Here is a 19,608-nt window from a genome sequence, read left to right as displayed (position 1 = left end):
AAGCACGGAGCGTGGGAGATACCGAATACCTACTTCTTCACACCCAGCTTCTTCATTTCCTCGTCACGCAACTCGCGCCGCAGGATTTTGCCGACGTTAGTGGTGGGCAGGACGTCGCGGAATTCAACACTGCGCGGGACCTTGTAGCCGGTCAGGTTAGCGCGCATGTGTTCCATGACTTTCTCTTTGGTCAGCGTCACGCCGGGCCTTGCGACGACGAAGACCTTGATGCTTTCCCCTGATTTCTCGTCCGGTATGCCGATTGCCGCGCATTGCAGTACGCCAGGCAGAGTGGCGAGTACGTCTTCCAGTTCGTTAGGGTAAACGTTGAAACCGGAGATCAGAATCATGTCCTTCTTACGATCGACAATCCGGATGTAGCCGTCGGGCTGGATGATCGCGATATCGCCAGTCTTGAGCCAGCCGTCGGCATCGAGCATCTCGTCGGTGGCGTCCTGGCGCTGCCAGTAGCCTTTCATGACTTGCGGCCCCTTGACGCACAGTTCGCCGCGCTCGCCGAACGCCACCTCGTTGCCCGCATCGTCGATGACTTTGCACAGCGTCGAGGGCACCGGAATGCCGATGGTGCCCATCTGGATGTTCTGGATCGGGTTGACTGTCGCCACCGGGCTGGTCTCGGTCATGCCGTAACCTTCGCAGATCGGGCAGTCGGTGACCTGTTTCCAGCGCTCGGCGGCGGCCTGTTGCAAGGCCATGCCGCCAGACAGCGTGATTTTCAGCGCGGAAAAATCAAGATTGCGGAAGCCTTCGTTGTTGCACAGCGCCACAAACAGTGTATTGAGGCCGACAAAGCCGGTGAATTTCCACTTCGACACTTCCTTGACCATTGCAGGCAGGTCGCGCGGGTTGCTGATCAGAACGTTGTGGTTACCGAGCAACATCATTGCCAGGCAGTGATAGGTGAAGGCATAGATGTGATACAGCGGTAGCGGCGTGATGAGAATTTCGCAACCTTCGTTGAGGTTCGAAGCCATCAGAGCCCGGCATTGAAGCATGTTGGCGATCAGATTGCGGTGGGTCAGCATTGCCCCTTTGGCAATACCGGTCGTCCCGCCGGTGTATTGCAGAACTGCAATATCTGCGGCAGCGGGCGCGACCTCGGTCACTGGCTGGCCATGGCCCTTGGCGAGTATGTCGTTGAACTTGATAGCCTGCGGCAAGTGGTAGGCCGGGACCATTTTTTTCACGTACTTGACGACGCTGTTGATCAGCAGGCGCTTGAGCGGCGACAGCAGGTCGGCCACCTCCGTGATGATCACTGTCTTGACCTGGGTCTTGGGCACGACTTTTTCAGCCAGATGCGCCATGTTGGCCAGACACACCAGCGCCTTGGCGCCGGAGTCATTGAACTGGTGTTCCATTTCCCGCGCGGTGTACAGCGGGTTGGTGTTGACCACGATCAAGCCGGCGCGAATCGCACCAAAAACGGCGATCGGGTACTGCAACAGATTGGGTAGCTGTACGGCGATACGGTCGCCCGGCTGCAAGTCGGTGTACTGCTGAATCCAGGCCGCGAACGCGCCGGACAGCTCATACAACTCGCCATACGTGATGGTCTTGCCCAGATTGCTGAATGCCGGCTTGTCCGCGAAACGCTCGCAGGACTGCTTCAGGACTGCCTGGACATTGGGGTACTCATCGGGATTGATATCAACGGGGATACCGGACGGGTACTTGTCCTTCCAGAAGTTTTCATTCATTCAGCCGACTCCGTAGCGATAGCGAATTCTTCACATCGCTCGAAGCGATGATTTTCTTGTGTTTGGAAGTGTGCAGTAAACGCTTTTTTCGCTTTATGACTGATCAAAAAGCGCGCCGAGAGTAGCAGCTTTGCCAAAGGCCGCCTAGAGGCAAAAGTGGGCTGCCCGGTCACTAAAGTGACTGAATTCTATATTTCAGTCACTTTATAGTGTAGGACAATAACCGGGGCTGAATGGGCTAAAAGCATTGTTCCAGAGGGGTCTAGACGCAAAAAAGACCTGACTTGAAAAGATTCGGCCCCGTTTGCAGCACGCTGCAACAGGGCCAGACATGTCCCGCGATACACAAATAGAGACGATTACTGCACTCAGGCGCTGTCGCGAAGCTCCCGGCGCAGAATCTTGCCCACCGGCGTCATCGGCAACGAATCGCGCAGCACGATATGCTTGGGCACTTTGTATGCGGTGAAGTTTTCCTTGCAGAACGCCTTGAGTTCTTCCGTGCTGACCCCCTCCTCCCGCGGCACCACGAACAGCTTGACGGCCTCTCCGGTACGCTCGTCAGGCACGCCGATGCAGGCGCAGCTGGCGACCTTCGGATGGGTCATGACCACGTCTTCGATTTCGTTGGGGTAGACGTTGAAACCCGAAACAATGATCAGGTCCTTTTTGCGATCCACGATACTGACGAACCCGTCGGCAGCTATCACGGCAATGTCGCCAGTCTTGAACCAGCCTTCGGCGTCGAGTGCTTCGGCCGTGGCGTCCGCACGATTCCAGTAGCCTTTCATGACCTGCGGCCCCTTGATGCACAATTCGCCGCGCTCGCCGAACGGCAGTTCCACGCCCTCGTCATCGATGACTTTCATGGCGGTGCCGGGCACCGGAATACCGACCGTACCCAGACGCGCCTGCGTTCCATAAGGGTTGGCACTGGCAACAGGCGACGTTTCGGTCAGGCCGTAGCCCTCGACAATCGTGCAGCCGGTGATCTGTGCCCACCGCTCGGCCGTGGCCTTGACCAGCGCAGTGCCCCCCGAATTGGTGCTCTTCAACGTGGAGAAATCCAGATTCTTGAACTCGGGATGGTTCATCAGCGCCACGAACAAGGTATTGACCCCGATCATGGCCGTGAACTTCCACTTGCGCAGCTCCTTGATGAAGCCTCCGATATCACGCGGATTGGTGATCAGAATGTTGTGATTGCCGCCGATCATCATGCACATGCAATGCCCTGTGAATGCATAGATATGGTAGAGCGGCAGTGGCGCGATCATCACCTCGACACCCTCTTCAAACGCCCGACTTCCGTCAGGATATTGCTGGCGCATGCAGGCATAGACTTGCTGCATGTTGGCGACCAGATTGCCGTGGGTCAGCATCGCGCCTTTGGCCAGCCCCGTGGTGCCGCCGGTATATTGCAATACAGCGACGTCATCCAGGCCTTGCGCGACTGATCGGGTCTGACTGTCACGCCCGATGCGCAACGTTCGCTTGAAACCGATGGCCTGGGGTAGCTGGTAGTCGGGAACCAGTTTCTTGACCTTGTCGACGATGGTGTTGACCAGCCAGCCTTTGGCCGCCGACTGCATGTCACCCATTTTCACTTCGATCAGGTATTCGATGGCAGTGTCCGGGAGGACCTCCTGCACCAGCTTGCCGAACACATTGAGGTAGACCAGCGCCTTGGCACCGGAATCCTGAAACTGATGACGCATTTCGCGCGCGGTGTACAGCGGGTTAGTGTTGACGACGATCAGACCGGCACGTATCGCACCGAACACGGCAATCGGATACTGCAACAGGTTGGGCATCTGCACGGCGATGCGGTCGCCGGGCAGCAGCCCTGTGTGCTGTTGCAGATACCCGGCAAAGGCCACCGAGTGGCGCTCGAGGTCGGCATAGGTCAGGGTCACGCCCATATTGCTGAACGCCGGGCGATCGGCAAATTTCTTACAACAGCGATCAAACACGTCCATGACCGATTGCCAGGCCTGCAGATCAACGTCCGGGGCGACGCCGGCCGGGCGCTTGTCATTCCAGAAATCAGCTTGCATTATTTTTATCCCTTGCCTGCTTATGCCTGGCCCGACGTTAGCAGTTAACGCGCATCAGGCAAAGTCACCTGAGTGCCATAAGCGGCATGAATCTCGCCTCCGTTCAGACTGCCATTCGCTGCGCGCTATACACTGCCCTGCCGACGTGCGATGGCAACCGGTATCAGGCCGCGCTTCAGTGTTGAAATGGCCGTATTCCGGGGTCCTCAGCTATTTATGCAGAACGATGTGCTCCGGTGAGCGCCAACAAACGTCTGATTGATCTTGCCGGTGTAATGGCGGCAACGGCTCATCAAGTGTTACAAATCAGCGCCTATCCACAGCCGCGGCCCAAGGGCGCGGCTGTATCGGGCGGAACGAACCGGCTCGCTAAATTCATTTTCATTGTCAGGACAGCCACATGACTCAAGTCACCAACACGCCGTACGAAGCCCTCGAAGTTGGTCAGACCGCCAGCTACAGCAAGAAGGTGGAAGAGCGTGACATCCAGTTGTTCGCCGCTATGTCCGGTGACCACAACCCTGTCCATCTGGACGCCGAATACGCGGCCAAGACCATGTTCAAGGAGCGCATCGCCCACGGCATGTTCAGTGGCGCGCTGATCAGTGCCGCCGTCGCCTGCGAGCTGCCCGGCCCTGGCACTATTTATATCGGTCAGCAGATGACCTTCCAGAAACCCGTAAAACTGGGTGACACTCTGACGGTGCGCCTGGAAATTCTGGAAAAACTGCCGAAATTCCGCGTGCGTATCGCCACTCGCGTGTTCAACCAGAACGATGAACTGGTGGTAGACGGCGAAGCCGAAATTCTTGCCCCGCGCAAACAGCAGACAGTCGACCTGACCGTATTGCCGGAGATTACCTTCGGCTGATAGCTGAACCGGGCGCGCGTCCAGCCAACACGCGTGCCAGATCTTTTTTCTACGCCTGCACACAAAATTCATGATGCATCCCGGAACTCTTTTCCGCTCCTTTCCACTCAGGGGCAGAGCAGTACTTTCTATCCGGGATCACGAATTGTTCATGCCCGCAGGCGGGGATATCAGTAATGAATACGATCTACAGAAACGTTTACCCCGTCTCAGGACTGACAACACAGAGCGTCAATCCAGAGTCTGATGGAATCCAGCCACCGGACGTGAAATCGGGCCACAACAGCCAATTGATCGACTTCAGCTCGCCGCGACAGGTAAACGGTCTGCACTCATCGCTGTCGCTGTCTGGCTCACGGCCGCAGATACCTGCCACGCGCACGGCTGCAGACGCATCCGAAAACCCTGTCGAATTGCTGCTGAACAAACTGGTAGAGGCTATTCGCAACATCCTCAAAGATCTGCTTTCTCTTTTCAAAGGCGATCAGCAGCAGGATCAGGCACCGCCCCCTGCACAGACTCAACGCGAGCAGGCACCGAGCTTCTCTCAACTGTCGCAGACGCCTTCATCCGCGTCACCTTCGTCGCCTTCAGCGGCCCCGACACCAACACCAACAGAAAAACCTTTTGTAGTACAGAACGATCATCCGGCGGACAAGCCTGTCACGCTGCAGAAAAATACTGCACCGACACCGCCTGGCCCTGTGCAGACTCAAGATAAAACGTCAGTGACCGCGCCGCCCAAACCTGTCGCCACCACGCCGGCCGTGCAACCCAAGGCCACGACGCCCGTCACCGAAAAACCTGACAGCGAAGAAAAAGTGGCAAAACCTCAACCCCGCGCCGCTCACGGCCAGGGGGCGGACATGTCAGGCATGCTGGGTTTCGCCAAAGAAGCGAACACCACGGGCGGTAACAACGGCGAAGTGGTTACGGTCAATACCGTGGCGGACCTCAAGAAGTACATGGAGGACGACACAGCCCGCACCGTCAAGCTGGGGGCCAATCTGTCTGCCGACAGTAAAGTGTCGATAAACTTCGGGGCCAACAAGACCCTGCTGGGGACCGACAAGGGCGACAGTCTGCACAACATTTATCTGGCCAGCGGCAAAACCGCCAGCAACGACATTTTCCAGAACCTGAATTTCACCCACGACAGCCGTTACCGTGAAAACGGTGACATGCAGATGTTCATCAACAGCGGCCAGAAATACTGGATCGACCACATCACCGCTACCGGAACCAAGGATCAAGACCCCAAAGGGCTGGATAAACTGCTCTACGTGGGCGGCAAGGCCGATAACGTCAGCCTGACCAATTCGAAATTCCAGAACAATGAGTATGGCGTGATTCTCGGTCAGCCGGACGACTCGGCAGCCGCCAAGGCCGAGTACAAGGGTTACCCGCGAATGACCATCGCCAACAACGTGTTCAGCGACCTTGATGTCCGCGGACCCGGTCTGTTTCGTCAGGGACAGTTTCACGTATTCAACAACTCAATAGACAAATTCCACCTTGGTTTCACTGCGACCGGGAACGCGACCATCCTGTCGCAGGCCAACTATTTCAGCAACGGTGTCGATGTTTCCAAAAAGGCCAGTAATAGCGGCGTGCTGGATGACTACGGCGATGCGCACTTCAAGGACATCGGCAGCAATGTCAGCTTCACCCAGAAATCACCTGTGACCGCCTGGACACCGAGCTACAACCGCGACATCAAGACAGCAGAAGCAGCGAGAGCCTATGACCTGGCCAATGCAGGCGCCGAAGCCGTAAGGTGACGTCGCCCGGCAATCAACGGAGCAACCGGCACACAGACGAAAAAAAGGGCGACCGAAGTCGCCCCAAGTGCCTTGCGTGCTCATTGCCTGCGCGTGCGGATTTGGCCGCCGACGCTGTAATCGATGGATGGAGAATAAACGAGGGTGGCCTGAGGCGAGTTGATACAGATCAGCCATTCGTCTACGCAGAGCGTAGCGAGCCGATCAGAACGCGGTAGCAGAAGTTGAATCAGCGCTTCTTGGGCTTTTTCCCGGACTTTTTCTTGCCTAACGGCATAGCCTGCTCGAAGGCGTTGCGCACTTCATTGAGACGTTTGTCGTTCAGATCGTGCACGCGCCTGGCACGTTCGGCGCTCAAGTCGATCAGTTTTTCATCGTCGCTCATGGCTTGCGGTTCTCGAACACGGGAAATCAAACCCAATAATGCTCAATCGCAGCGGCCATGACCAGCGCAAAAACCGGGGAAAACCTGCTGTCAGATCTGAATATCGACCCAGAGCCCCTGACGCGGCTCGTCATCGATGAGCGGTACAACCGGAACCGTGTTGTCGGCATTCAGCGAATGTCCGGGAACCACCAGCCCCTGATACTCCTCGGCCTCTTCAGAACCGCGGCCGTGCTGACCGTGCTGCTGTTGCTGACGCTGCTGCTCTTCACGCAATAGCAATGCGCTGCGTTCAGTATCTTCATTGTGCAGGTCGATGGAGGTCTCGTTGGAGCTCTCCTGTACCCGCGCAACGGGCGGGATGTCCGGCACGCGTCTGGCCGGGTCGGTCTGTGATGTCAAGGGCACCACACTTAAAGGAAGCATAGGTTGCAGCATGGTTGTTCTCCTCTTACCGGGGTTTCGGCCGTGCGCAGGGCAACTTGAACCGATATGAAAGGGTTACAGTAATTTATAGGGATTTTTTGACTGCCTTTAGTGAAATAAGTGTCATGGAACTGAATATTCAGTGCGCAGCAGGCGCTTTGGCAGGGTTTTTTCACGCCACCTTTGGTCTTCGGTGCGCGTTCCGTTAACATAGTCAGCTTTTTCAAGCGGGAGACAGGCAGCATGGCGCAGCAGTATCAACCGGGGCAACGCTGGATTAGCGACAGCGAAGCCGAGCTGGGTTTGGGCACCGTTCTGGCACAGGACGGCCGCTTGTTGACCGTGCTCTATCCGGCCACTGGCGAAACGCGTCAGTACGCACTGCGGAATGCTCCGCTGACCCGCGTACGCTTCTCTCCGGGCGATGTGATCACGCACTTCGAAAACTGGAAGATGACCGTTCGCGAAGTCGATGATGTCGACGGCCTGCTGGTCTATCACGGCCTGAACGCACAGAACGAAGTAGTCACGCTGCCGGAAACCCAGCTGTCGAACTTCATTCAGTTCCGTCTGGCGACCGATCGTCTGTTCGCCGGTCAGATCGACCAGTTGTCATGGTTCTCGCTGCGCTACAACACGCTGGAGCACACCAGCCGTCAATTGCAGTCCTCGCTCTGGGGCCTGGGTGGCGTGCGGGCGCAGCCTATCGCGCACCAACTGCACATTGCCCGCGAAGTCGCCGACCGTATCGCGCCGCGGGTTCTGCTGGCTGACGAAGTGGGCCTGGGCAAGACCATCGAAGCCGGCCTGGTGATTCACCGCCAACTGCTCTCGGGGCGCGCCAACCGCGTGCTGATTCTGGTCCCGGAAAACCTTCAGCATCAGTGGCTGGTAGAGATGCGCCGCCGCTTCAACCTGCAGGTTGCACTGTTTGATGCCGAGCGCTTCATGGAAAGCGATGCCGGCAACCCGTTCGAAGACACCCAGCTCGCGCTGGTCGCCCTGGAATGGCTGGTCGAGGATGAAAAAGCCCAGGACGCGCTGTTTGCAGCGGGCTGGGACCTGATGGTGGTCGACGAAGCGCACCACCTGGTCTGGCACGAAGACAAGGCCAGCCGCGAGTATTCGCTGGTCGAGCAACTGGCCGAGGTCATCCCTGGCGTCCTGCTGCTGACTGCAACCCCGGAGCAACTGGGTCAGGACAGCCACTTCGCGCGCCTGCGACTGCTCGACCCGAACCGTTTCCACGACCTGAAAGCCTTCCGTGCCGAAAGCGACAACTATCGCCCGGTGGCCAAGGCCGTTCAGGAACTGCTCGACAAGGGCAAGCTGTCTCCTGAAGCACAAGCCACCATCCATGGTTTCCTTGGTGCTGAAGGCGATACGCTGCTGGCGGCAGTCAATGCCGGTGACGACGAAGCCAAGTCGCGACTGATTCGCGAGCTGCTGGACCGTCACGGCACCGGCCGCGTGCTGTTCCGCAACACCCGCGCCGCCGTGCAGGGCTTCCCGGAGCGCAAGCTGCACGAATACCCGCTGCCCTGCCCGGTCGAATACCTCGAGTTGCCGGTTGGCGAGCACGCCGATCTTTACCCTGAGGTGAGCTTCCAGGCGCATTCGGACGTCAGCGAAGAAGAACGCTGGTGGCGCTTCGACCCACGCGTCGACTGGCTGATCGATACCCTCAAGATGCTCAAGCGCGTCAAAGTGCTAGTCATCTGCGCCCACGCCGAAACCGCCATGGACCTGGAAGACGCCCTGCGCGTGCGCTCCGGCATCCCGGCCACGGTCTTCCACGAAGGCATGAACATTCTCGAGCGCGACCGGGCTGCAGCCTACTTCGCAGACGAAGAGTTCGGCGCTCAGGTGCTGATCTGTTCGGAAATCGGCAGTGAAGGCCGCAACTTCCAGTTTTCTCACCACCTGGTTCTGTTCGATCTGCCGTCGCACCCGGATTTGTTGGAGCAGCGTATCGGTCGTCTGGACCGGATCGGCCAGAAGCACACCATCGAACTGCATGTACCGTTTCTGGAAACCAGCCCGCAGGCGCGCCTGTTCCAGTGGTATCACGAAGCGCTCAATGCCTTCCTCAATACCTGCCCGACCGGCAACGCCTTGCAGCATCAGTTCGGCCCACGCCTGCTGCCACTGCTGGAAAGCGGTGACGATGACGAGTGGCAAAGCCTGATCAACGACGCCCGCGCCGAGCGCGAACGCCTGGAAAGCGAGCTGCACACCGGCCGCGACCGTCTGCTGGAACTCAACTCGGGCGGTGCTGGCGAGGGCGAGGCGCTGGTTGAAGCGATCCTGGATCAGGACGACCAGTTCAGTCTGCCGATCTACATGGAAACCCTGTTCGACGCGTTTGGCATCGACAGTGAAGACCACTCGGAAAACGCGCTGATCCTCAAACCGAGCGAGAAGATGCTCGACGCCAGCTTCCCGCTGGGCGACGACGAAGGCGTGACCATCACCTACGACCGCAATCAGGCGCTGTCTCGCGAAGACATGCAGTTCATCACCTGGGAGCATCCTATGGTTCAGGGCGGCATGGATCTGGTGCTGTCCGGCTCGATGGGCAACACCGCCGTGGCGCTGATCAAGAACAAGGCGCTCAAACCGGGCACTGTGCTGCTGGAGCTGATTTATGTCAGTGAGGTGGTCGCGCCGCGTTCGTTGCAGTTGGGCCGCTACCTGCCGCCTGCAGCCCTGCGCTGCCTGCTTGATCCAAACGGCAATGACCTGTCGGGCCGCGTGTCGTTCAACACGCTGAACGATCAGCTCGAAAGCGTACCGCGCGCGAGTGCCAACAAGTTTATCCAGGCGCAACGTGATCTGCTGACACCGAGGATCAACGCGGGCGAAGAGAAGATCGCGCCGAAGCACGCCGAGCGCGTGGCCGAAGCGCAGCGTCGTCTGGCAGCCGATACCGAAGAGGAGCTGGCGCGTCTGACTGCGCTGCAAGCGGTCAACCCGACTGTACGTGACAGCGAACTGGTTGCCTTGCGCACTCAGCGTGAGCAAGGTCTGGCGATGCTGGAAAAAGCGGCGCTGCGTCTGGAGGCGATTCGGGTTCTGGTCGCGGGTTGAAGCCACGCTGACTCTTGTCCCCATGCTCCGCGCTCATCGCTAACATGAGTCCTGAAGAACCCGGAAAATTGGGGCGTTCAGGCTTCTGCCCGCAGGGCGTGGGAGNGCCAGAATCAAAAGCGGACTTCTGTATAACGTCGAGTGCTCCGCGTGGGGATCCATTTGGTGACGCTCCGCGTCGTGCCAATCACTCTGCTTTGGCAAAACGTCATGCCGCGCCGTGGGCCGCTGACACACAAATGCTTTTGATGTGCTTTTCAACCACGATGGCACTGACAACGCAGATTGCGACGTAAGTGACGGCTGAGCTCTGNGCGAAAAGGTGACCTGAGTCGAGCCTCCCTCCCTCTGACATCGCAGAACCGCTGTGTGACGCAGAGCGTCATGAAATGCATTCCCACGCTGAGAAACGAGAGTCAGTAGCATGGCCTGGGTTTTACTGCCATCGCAGACCGCCGTATAACGCGTCGTCAGCGCGATTACTGCCTGGCCACCACAATCCCTTCCGCCAGCCCTGCCACTGGCTCTTCAGCCACCATGCGCGCCGTCATCCGTTGCGCATCCCGGCTGAAACATCGCGATGCCTGATACAGAAACAGCAGGGTCAGGATCAGTGCTGCCGGAATCAGGTACGTGGCGTCGTGCAGGCCAATGGCTTTGAAGCTTTCGTTCATGACGTCGACACCCGCCACGGCCATGGCCGTATGGGCGAAGTGATCGGATCGACAGCACGCGGCGGATCGGCTTTTCGATCGTTGCCTGCGACATGCGCTAGTTTTCAGCCGCACCGCGCTGCGGTTCCTTGATGAAGAAAATGAACAGCGCCAGCAACAGCCACGACAGCGCCCAGTCACCTCAATCTAGAAGCCTGCACGCTCTCTGCCTGTAAACATTCATAAGTGTGAACTCGGCACATGATTGCGCGGTATAACCACCGGCTATCACTTTGATGCCAAAATGGCAGCTCAGACATTGGCAGGTTGAAAACAGCCTCTATACTCACCTTAGATCGCCGGGTTTCAGGCTCCGGCGCCCTGGTAGTGAATATATAGGGCACGCTATGGAGTGGCTGGGTTTAAACTTGTTCGCCGGCCTGCCGGCGGACGGGCAACTGCTGATCGACTGTAGTCACAATATGTTACTGGTGGCTTTGGCCTACGGAGTGGCGTGCGCCTCCTGTTTTGCCACGCTGGACATTGCCGACCGGGTCATTCACGTCGAAGCCGTCAACAGCCGTCGCCTGTGGAAGGCCTTGGGCGCGTTGTGTCTGGCGGGGGGCGTATGGGCCATGCACTTCATCAGCATGCTGGCGTTCCAGGCACCGCTGACCATTTCCTATGACCTGACCATCACGCTGACATCGCTGCTGATCGTGCTGGTCACCGCACTGCTGGCCATGAGGGCGCTGACGGTACCGACGCTGACCCTGAAAAACTGCCTGTTCAGCTCAGTGGTCATGGGGATCGGCATCAGCGTCATGCATTACCTCGGCATGTCGGCAATGCGTTCCGAGGCCACTCAATACTACGAACCGCAGATGTTCTCGCTGTCGATCCTGGTAGCCATCCTGTCCAGCATCGCGCTGTTGACCCTGGCTCGCCACCTTCGCCAGCACAACGGCATGTTCCATCAGATGTTTCGATATGGCGTCAGTCTGTTGCTGGGTGCCGGCCTGCTGACCATGCACCTGATGGGCATGCGCGCGTTGCGGCTGGTCATGCCGGAGGGTGCCGAGCTTTTGACCCCCAGCACCGGAAACAGCCAGCAACTGGGGCTGACCATCGCCGCCATCACGTTGCTGATTATTGCCGGGAGCATCAGCGCCGCAATGGCTGACAAAAAGCTGCAAAGCAAAGAGCATGATCTGCAACGGGTCAACGCCCTGCTCAGCCAGCTGGATCAGGCCCGTGTCTCACTGCAGCAAGTCGCGCATTACGACCCACTGACCAACCTGATCAACCGTCGCGGCTTCAACCAGATATTTGCCGAGAAACTGCTGGAACATACCCTCGGCAAAGGCATGCTCGCGGTGATGTTTCTCGACATCGACCATTTCAAGCGCATCAACGACAGCCTGGGGCACGATGCCGGTGACGAGTTGCTCAAGGTTATCGCCGAACGCATTCGCAGCGCCACGCGCGTGCAGGACGTTGTCTCGCGCTTTGGTGGCGACGAATTCTGCATTCTGCTGAGCATCCCCGACTACGAAGAGGCCCGACATCTGGCTCATCGGGTCATGCAGAAAATGAAGGAAACCATCGCCCTCGCGGGAAGGCGCATGGTCATGACCACCAGCATCGGCATCGCCGTGTTCCCACGCGATGGCATCACCTGTGACGAACTGCTCAAGCATGCCGACCTGGCGCTGTATCAGTCAAAAGACGCCGGGCGCAACCGGGTCAATTTCTTCAGCCCGGACCTCAAGACCAAGGCCAGCATGGAGCTGCATCTGGAGGAAGAACTGCGCAGTGCCTTGCGCGAAGAGACCGGTCTGCAGGTGTATTACCAGCCTATCGTTGACCTGCGCACCGGGCATATCGCCAAGCTGGAAGCGCTGGTGCGCTGGAATCATCAGCATCACGGTCTGCTGGTGCCGGACCGGTTCATCGGCATTGCCGAGGCTAACGGTCTGATTGCCGAGCTGGACAACTGGGTGCTGCGCCGTGCCTGCCATGATCTGGGCACCTTGCGCCAGGAAGGCCTCGATCAGTTGATCATTGCTGTGAACTGTTCAGCGCTCAACCTGGGCCGCGACGAGCTGGTCGAAGAAGTGGAACACGCGCTGGCCGACGCCAACGTCGCCCCCGGCAGGCTGGAACTGGAGGTGACCGAAAACGCCTTGATGGGCAACATCAGCAACACCATCCTGATGCTCAAACAGATTCGCAGCCTGGGCGTTTCGCTGTCGATCGACGACTTCGGCACCGGCTACTCGTCGCTGGCCTATCTGAAACGCCTGCCGCTGGACACGCTGAAAATCGACCGCTCGTTCATCATCGACATCCCCAATTCCCCGCAGGACATGGAAATTGTCCAGGCGATTATCGTCATGGCGCACACGCTGCGCCTGAAAGTGGTCACAGAAGGTGTGGAAACCCCGGAGCAACTGGAGTTCCTCAGCAAGTTTGGCAGTGATTACGTACAAGGCTACCTGTTCAGCACGCCGCAACCACTCGAGCGCATTTTGCCGCTGGTCAGGCAAATGAACCTGCCTGTCCCGACTCGACCCTTGCCCTCATCGCTGGCAGCGGATATGTCCGAGGCCGCGAGCCACGGCCAGCATTCAAAGGATCTTTTTGGCGAAATGCCAGACGGCGACATCCTTTCCGCCTACCGGTCGCCGCGTGCACAGCGCACTCGCGCCAACGATTGATGAGCGCCTGATCAACGCGCTGAAATCGCATCTCCGTAAAGTGTGGCCCTGCGCTACTCAAGCACCCGGACAGTTACCTTCCAACCCAATCTGCCAGCCGCGCAGGCACCTTAAGGGTGCAGCACTCAGTCGCTCGCCCTGTTTTGAATCAGAACCCAAGGTGCCACTACGACTGCCCACAGCAGCGGATCGCTCTGCACCAGCTCAAGCGCCTTGGTTTCAGAGACCTTGTCAACCTGCCCGTCAGCCAGCCACGCAGCCACCCTGGCTGCCTCATTTTCGGCCACAGCCTCGGCGACTTCGATGAGATCCAGTGGTGGCTCGACCCACAACAGGGCACCCTTGGCAAAGAATGGTTGCAATTCTGCCCAGCGAATTGATGCGGTTTCTCCGAGCAGTTTGGCATAGAGGGTGCTAGGTTCTTGCGTCATGGGTTTCACCAGAAAGAAAATCGGCCCAATGATAGCGCCGACCCTCTCCGGGAAAAACCCGAAAGCAGGTGATTGGTCGCAGGGAAGTGCAGATAACCATATGGATCTGAAGTGTTTTCAGGCACTCAAGCGGTTGGATTCTGTAACTTTCTTTCGATTAAGCGACACGCACCGGTTTGCCCCTGAACGCCCGGCTTTCCAAGCCAGCGAACGGCGCTCTAAACTGTTCCGGTACAGTTGGCGGCGCGCAGGAAAACCGGTGACCGAATCCGGTCCCGAGGCTTTGGCCATCAGGATTATAAAAACTACAACGCAAGAGTGGAGCATCATGACTAAGGGTACTAATAAGCTGTCCCGGCTGTTTGCCGCACTGGTTATCGCAGGAGTTGCCAGCCATTCGTTCGCAGCTGACACCATCAAGATCGGCATCGCCGGCCCTAAAACCGGCCCCGTCGCCGAGTACGGCACCATGCAGTTCAACGGTGCCAGGATGGCCATCGAGCAGATCAACGCCAAAGGCGGCGTGGATGGCAAACAGCTTGAAGCCGTCGAGTACGACGATGCCTGCGACCCGAAGCAGGCCGTTGCAGTCGCCAACAAAGTGGTCAACGACGGCGTGAAATTCGTGGTCGGTCACCTCTGCTCCAGCTCCACTCAGCCCGCGTCCGACGTTTACGAAGATGAAGGCATCATCATGGTGACGCCAGCCGCCACCAGCCCGGACATCACCAGCCGTGGCTACAAACTGGTATTCCGTACCATCGGTCTCGACAGCGCCCAGGGCCCGGCCGCAGGCAACTACATTGCTGACGTCGCCAAGCCGAAAATCGTTGCGGTCATTCATGACAAGCAGCAGTACGGCGAAGGCATCGCGTCAGCGGTGAAGCAGACTCTGGAAGCCAAAGGCGTCAAGGTTGCGCTGTTTGAAGGCATCAACGCGGGCGACAAGGACTTCTCCTCGCTGATCGCCAAGCTCAAGCAAGCCAACGTCGACTTCGTCTACTACGGCGGCTACCACCCTGAGCTGGGCCAGATCCTGCGCCAGTCCAAGGAAAAAGGCCTGAAAGCGAAGTTCATGGGCCCTGAAGGTGTCGGCAACGAGTCCATCTCGCAAATCGCTGGCGAAGCTTCCGAAGGCATGCTGGTGACCCTGCCGAAATCTTTCGATCAGGACCCGGCCAACCAGGCGCTGACCAAGGCGTTCCAGGACAAGAAGCAAGACCCGAGCGGCCCGTTCGTGTACCCGTCCTACTCCGCCGTTCAGGTCATTGCTGACGGCATCGCTGCCGCCAAGTCCGAAGACACCGCGAAAGTGGCAGCCGCCATCCATGCGGGCTCCTTCAAAACGCCGATGGGCGATCTGAGCTACGACGAAAAAGGCGATCTGAAGAACTTCCAGTTCGTGGTCTACGAGTGGCACTTCGGCAAGCCGAAGACCGAAGCCGCCAAATAAGCTGCTGCGTCAACCACCGAAGCCCACTGCCTGTGCAGTGGGCTTTGTTTTACAAATCCCGGCCCGTTCGCCCGCTCTGAAAGCAGAGCAGCGCAACGAGGCCCCCTGAAAATCTTAAAACCGTTACCAGCGGTTCTCTGACAGCGTCACGAGCAACGCATCGATAGAATGCGCCCCGGCTCGATTCGGAGAAATGCAGATCAGGTTTTTAGGAGCGCGGTAAATGCCCGAGTTATTCCACTACATGCAACAGCTGGTCAATGGCCTGACCATTGGCAGTACGTATGCATTGATCGCCATCGGTTACACGATGGTCTACGGCATCATCGGAATGATCAACTTCGCCCACGGCGAGGTGTACATGATCGGTTCCTATGTTGCTTTCATGGCACTCGCCGGCCTGGCGATGCTGGGGATTCACAGCCTGCCGTTGCTGATGATTGCCGGTTTTGCCGCTGCCATCATCGTGACCAGCGCCTACGGATACAGCATCGAGCGCGTGGCCTACCGTCCGTTGCGCAACAGCAACCGTCTGATTCCACTGATTTCTGCGATCGGCATGTCGATCTTCCTGCAGAACTCGGTTCAGCTTTCCCAGGGTTCCGGCAACTATGCCATTCCCAACCTGCTGCCCGGCAGCCTGTCGTTCGGGCCCGGCGGTTCGCAGGAAGTGCTGATTTCCTACATGCAGATCGTGGTGTTCGTCGTCACCCTGCTGGCCATGACCGGTCTGACCCTGTTCATCTCCCGCTCACGCATGGGTCGCGCCTGCCGCGCCTGCGCCGAAGACATGAAGATGGCCAATCTGCTGGGGATCAACACCAACAACATCATCGCCCTGACCTTTGTGGTCGGTGCGGCACTGGCGGCTGTCGCGGCCATGCTGCTGAGCATGCAGTACGGCGTGATCAACCCCAATGCCGGATTCCTCGTCGGGCTCAAAGCGTTCACTGCCGCGGTGCTGGGCGGTATCGGCTCGATCCCCGGCGCCGTACTCGGCGGCCTGGTATTGGGTGTCGCCGAAGCCTTCGGCGCCGACATTTTTGGTGATCAGTACAAGGACGTCGTGGCCTTCGGCCTGCTGGTCCTGGTGCTGCTGTTCCGACCGACCGGTATTCTGGGTCGTCCGGAGGTTGAGAAAGTATGAGCAAGTCTTTCAAACAGGCGCTGTTCAGCGCCGCACTGGTCTGGGCAGTGGCCTACCCGGTGTTCGGCCTGAAGCTGGCCTTCTCCGGCGTCACGCTGCAAGTGCAGAATGCCAGCCCGCTGACCCTGACCATCATTGCCGTATGCTCGGTCCTGCTGTTTCTGCGCGTGCTGTTCGCCGCACAGATCAGCGGCCTGCGTCGCGGCTCCGACAAGCCACTGATCCCGCAAAAGACCAGCGACTTCCTGACCCGGCCGACCACCCAACGCTGGGGTCTGGCAGCGTTGATCGTGCTGGCCTTCATCTGGCCCTTCTTCGGTTCGCGCGGCGCGGTGGACATCGCCACCCTGATCCTGATCTACGTCATGCTCGGCCTCGGCCTGAACATCGTGGTCGGGCTCGCAGGCCTGCTCGACCTCGGGTACGTGGGTTTCTATGCAGTCGGTGCCTACAGCTACGCCCTGCTCTCGCATTACTACGGGTTCGGTTTCTGGATCTGTCTGCCAATTGCGGGGTTGATGGCGGCGTTGTTCGGATTCCTGCTGGGCTTTCCGGTGTTGCGTCTACGCGGCGACTATCTGGCCATTGTGACGCTCGGGTTCGGCGAGATCATCCGGATTTTCCTGCGTAACCTGACCGACATCACCGGCGGCCCGAACGGCATCAGCAACATCGAAAAGCCGACCTTCTTCGGCCTGACCTTCGAGCGCAAGGCTGCCGAGGGCATGCAGACCTTTCACGAGTATTTCGGCCTGCCGTACAACTCGATCAACAAGGTCATCTTCCTCTACCTGATCGCCCTGCTGCTGGCGCTGGCGGCACTGTTCGTCATCAACCGCCTGCTGCGCATGCCGATCGGTCGGGCCTGGGAAGCGTTGCGTGAAGACGAAATCGCCTGCCGCGCACTGGGCCTGAACCCGACGGTGATCAAGCTTTCGGCCTTCACCCTCGGCGCGGCCTTCGCAGGTTTCGCGGGCAGCTTCTTTGCCGCGCGCCAGGGTCTGATCACACCGGAATCCTTCACCTTCATCGAGTCGGCAATCATTCTGGCCATCGTCGTGCTGGGCGGCATGGGCTCGCAACTGGGCGTGATCCTGGCGGCCATCGTGATGATCCTGCTGCCTGAGCTGATGCGTGAGTTCAGTGACTACCGCATGCTGATGTTCGGCGCGCTGATGGTGCTGATGATGATCTGGCGTCCACAGGGCTTCCTGCCGATGCAGCGGCCCGAAATGAAATTGAAAGCGGAGCTGCCGAAATGAGCCGCCCATTACTGCAAGCCACCGGCTTGAGCATGCGTTTCGGCGGCCTGCTGGCGGTCAACGGTGTCGCCCTTACAGTCAATAAAGGGCAGGTCGTGTCGATGATCGGCCCCAACGGCGCAGGCAAGACCACGGTCTTCAACTGCCTTACCGGTTTCTACCGGCCCAGCGCAGGCACCATTCTGCTGGACGGCGAACCGATTCAAGGCCTGGCCGGTCATCAGATCGCACGCAAAGGCGTGGTACGCACCTTCCAGAACGTGCGCCTGTTCAAGGAAATGACCGCCGTGGAAAACCTGCTGGTTGCCCAGCATCGGCATTTGAACACCAACTTCCTGTCCGGACTGTTCAAGACTCCAGCGTTCCGCCGCAGCGAACGCGAAGCCATGGACTACGCCGAGCACTGGCTGGAAGCGGTCAACCTGCGGGAGTTCGCCAACCGTCCTGCCGGCACGCTGGCCTACGGTCAGCAACGTCGCCTGGAAATCGCCCGCTGCATGATGACCCGCCCACGCATCCTGATGCTCGACGAACCGGCTGCCGGATTGAACCCTCGGGAAACCGACGATCTGAAAGCGCTGATCGGCGTGCTGCGCAACGATCATGACGCCACCGTGTTGTTGATTGAGCACGACATGAAACTGGTGATGAGCATTTCCGACCACATCGTAGTGATCAATCAGGGCACCCCGCTGGCCGACGGCACACCGGAACAGATTCGCGACAATCCTGACGTGATCAAAGCCTATCTGGGGGAAGCGTAAATGCTGCAATTCGAAAACGTTTCCACCTTCTACGGCAAGATTCAGGCGCTGCACAGCGTCAACGTGGAAGTGCGTCAAGGCGAGATAGTGACCCTGATCGGCGCCAACGGCGCGGGCAAGTCCACCCTGCTGATGACCTTGTGCGGTTCACCCCGCGCCCAGAGTGGCAGCATCCGTTACATGGGCGAAGAACTGGTCGGTCAGGAATCGTCGATCATCATGCGCAAGAGCATCGCCGTGGTGCCGGAAGGCCGCCGGGTGTTTGCGCGCCTGACGGTCGAAGAAAACCTGGCGATGGGCGGTTTCTTCACGGAAAAGGCTGATTATCAGGAGCAGATGGACAAGGTCCTGCACCTCTTCCCGCGTCTCAAGGAACGCTTCAATCAGCGCGGCGGCACCATGTCCGGCGGCGAACAGCAGATGCTTGCCATCGGCCGCGCGCTGATGAGCAAACCCAAGCTGCTGCTGCTCGACGAGCCTTCGCTAGGGCTGGCACCGATCATCATCCAGCAGATTTTCGAGATCGTCGAACAGCTGCGCCGGGATGGCGTGACCGTGTTTCTGGTCGAGCAAAACGCCAACCAGGCCCTGAAAGTCGCCGACCGCGCCTACGTCCTGGAGAACGGCCGCGTGGTCATGCAAGGCACAGGCGAAGAACTGCTGGTCGATCCGAAAGTGCGGGATGCGTACCTGGGCGGTTGAGATTGCCCAAGGCACCGTCATCCACGCCCCGGTTTCTGCCCGGATGACGCAGGAGCTTCAGAAGGTTACGACGGCTGCGAAGCGGCCCCAAAGCCGGTCACTTCGGTTGTGTCAGGCACACCGAGGCGGCTGGTTTTGCTGCCGG

General features: G+C 58.8%; 14 protein-coding genes and 1 pseudogene. 9 read left to right on the top strand and 6 right to left on the bottom strand.

Annotated elements, in window-relative coordinates; genetic code table 11:
* Window positions 1–29: 29 nt before the first annotated feature.
* Together fadD1 and ABJ99_RS07925 are read right to left on the bottom strand one after the other, a co-directional pair.
* Window positions 30–1,721, bottom strand: a complete 1,692-nt coding sequence (gene fadD1 / locus ABJ99_RS07930; protein WP_054085349.1) for a long-chain-fatty-acid--CoA ligase FadD1 — start codon at window positions 1,719–1,721, stop codon at window positions 30–32.
* A 368-nt stretch (window positions 1,722–2,089) separates the two neighbouring features.
* A complete protein-coding gene (locus ABJ99_RS07925; protein ID WP_054085348.1) occupies window positions 2,090–3,778 on the bottom strand; it encodes a long-chain-fatty-acid--CoA ligase in 1,689 nt (562 codons plus the stop codon).
* Window positions 3,779–4,178: 400 nt separating this feature from the next.
* On the opposite strand from ABJ99_RS07925, the gene ABJ99_RS07920 reads away from it, so the two are divergent.
* Together ABJ99_RS07920 and ABJ99_RS07915 are read left to right on the top strand one after the other, a co-directional pair.
* Complete coding sequence (locus ABJ99_RS07920) at window positions 4,179–4,649, top strand: MaoC family dehydratase (RefSeq protein ID WP_007248673.1); 471 nt, start codon at window positions 4,179–4,181, stop codon at window positions 4,647–4,649.
* A 176-nt stretch (window positions 4,650–4,825) separates the two neighbouring features.
* Window positions 4,826–6,430, top strand: a complete 1,605-nt coding sequence (locus ABJ99_RS07915) for a pectate lyase family protein (protein ID WP_054085347.1) — start codon at window positions 4,826–4,828, stop codon at window positions 6,428–6,430.
* Between the two features lie 229 nt (window positions 6,431–6,659).
* On the opposite strand, the gene ABJ99_RS07910 is transcribed toward ABJ99_RS07915, so the two are convergent.
* Both ABJ99_RS07910 and ABJ99_RS07905 read right to left on the bottom strand, forming a co-directional pair.
* Window positions 6,660–6,815: a hypothetical protein gene (locus ABJ99_RS07910; protein ID WP_054085775.1), complete on the bottom strand. Its 156-nt coding sequence runs from the start codon at window positions 6,813–6,815 to the stop codon at window positions 6,660–6,662.
* 90 nt (window positions 6,816–6,905) lie between these two features.
* The gene (locus ABJ99_RS07905) at window positions 6,906–7,253 is read right to left on the bottom strand and encodes a hypothetical protein (RefSeq protein ID WP_054085346.1); all 348 of its coding nucleotides are present in this window, start codon (window positions 7,251–7,253) and stop codon (window positions 6,906–6,908) included.
* A 231-nt stretch (window positions 7,254–7,484) separates the two neighbouring features.
* Between ABJ99_RS07905 and rapA the strand changes: the two genes are divergently transcribed.
* Window positions 7,485–10,331, top strand: a complete 2,847-nt coding sequence (rapA, locus tag ABJ99_RS07900; RefSeq protein WP_054085345.1) for an RNA polymerase-associated protein RapA — start codon at window positions 7,485–7,487, stop codon at window positions 10,329–10,331.
* 479 nt (window positions 10,332–10,810) lie between these two features.
* On the opposite strand, the pseudogene ABJ99_RS07895 reads toward rapA, so the two are convergent.
* A pseudogene (locus tag ABJ99_RS07895) lies at window positions 10,811–11,053 on the bottom strand (MFS transporter); the annotation flags it as partial.
* A 338-nt stretch (window positions 11,054–11,391) separates the two neighbouring features.
* Between ABJ99_RS07895 and ABJ99_RS07890 the strand changes: the two are divergent.
* The gene (locus ABJ99_RS07890; protein WP_054085343.1) at window positions 11,392–13,704 is read left to right on the top strand and encodes a putative bifunctional diguanylate cyclase/phosphodiesterase; all 2,313 of its coding nucleotides are present in this window, start codon (window positions 11,392–11,394) and stop codon (window positions 13,702–13,704) included.
* A 125-nt stretch (window positions 13,705–13,829) separates the two neighbouring features.
* Here the strand turns inward: ABJ99_RS07890 and ABJ99_RS07885 are convergent, their stop codons facing one another.
* On the bottom strand, window positions 13,830–14,135 hold the full coding sequence (locus ABJ99_RS07885) for a DUF2288 family protein (protein ID WP_054085342.1): 306 nt from the start codon (window positions 14,133–14,135) through the stop codon (window positions 13,830–13,832).
* Between the two features lie 328 nt (window positions 14,136–14,463).
* Here ABJ99_RS07885 and ABJ99_RS07880 point away from each other — a divergent pair, with 328 nt between their 5' ends.
* The 5 genes from ABJ99_RS07880 to ABJ99_RS07860 all read left to right on the top strand — a co-directional run bounded on the left by ABJ99_RS07880 (window position 14,464) and on the right by ABJ99_RS07860 (window position 19,463).
* On the top strand, window positions 14,464–15,588 hold the full coding sequence (locus ABJ99_RS07880; protein WP_054085341.1) for a branched-chain amino acid ABC transporter substrate-binding protein: 1,125 nt from the start codon (window positions 14,464–14,466) through the stop codon (window positions 15,586–15,588).
* 223 nt (window positions 15,589–15,811) lie between these two features.
* Window positions 15,812–16,735 carry a high-affinity branched-chain amino acid ABC transporter permease LivH gene (gene livH / locus ABJ99_RS07875; protein WP_054080074.1) on the top strand — a complete coding sequence of 308 codons (924 nt, stop codon included), beginning with the start codon at window positions 15,812–15,814 and terminating at the stop codon, window positions 16,733–16,735.
* Complete coding sequence (locus ABJ99_RS07870) at window positions 16,732–17,997, top strand: high-affinity branched-chain amino acid ABC transporter permease LivM (RefSeq protein WP_054085340.1); 1,266 nt, start codon at window positions 16,732–16,734, stop codon at window positions 17,995–17,997. The genes livH and ABJ99_RS07870 overlap by 4 nt, the downstream gene beginning before the upstream one ends.
* The gene (livG, locus tag ABJ99_RS07865; RefSeq protein ID WP_054085339.1) at window positions 17,994–18,761 is read left to right on the top strand and encodes a high-affinity branched-chain amino acid ABC transporter ATP-binding protein LivG; all 768 of its coding nucleotides are present in this window, start codon (window positions 17,994–17,996) and stop codon (window positions 18,759–18,761) included. Before ABJ99_RS07870 ends, livG begins: the two co-directional genes overlap by 4 nt.
* Window positions 18,762–19,463, top strand: coding sequence for an ABC transporter ATP-binding protein (locus tag ABJ99_RS07860; protein ID WP_054085338.1), 702 nt, complete (start codon window positions 18,762–18,764; stop codon window positions 19,461–19,463).
* The last annotated feature ends 145 nt before the right edge of the window (window positions 19,464–19,608 follow it).

Origin of the sequence: Pseudomonas syringae pv. cilantro (genome assembly GCF_001293775.1) — a bacterium.
GTDB classification, from domain to species: Bacteria; Pseudomonadota; Gammaproteobacteria; order Pseudomonadales; family Pseudomonadaceae; genus Aquipseudomonas; species Aquipseudomonas syringae_P.
The sequence above is the reverse complement of the archived record's forward strand: the minus strand, read 5'-3'. Positions and strand labels throughout refer to the sequence as shown.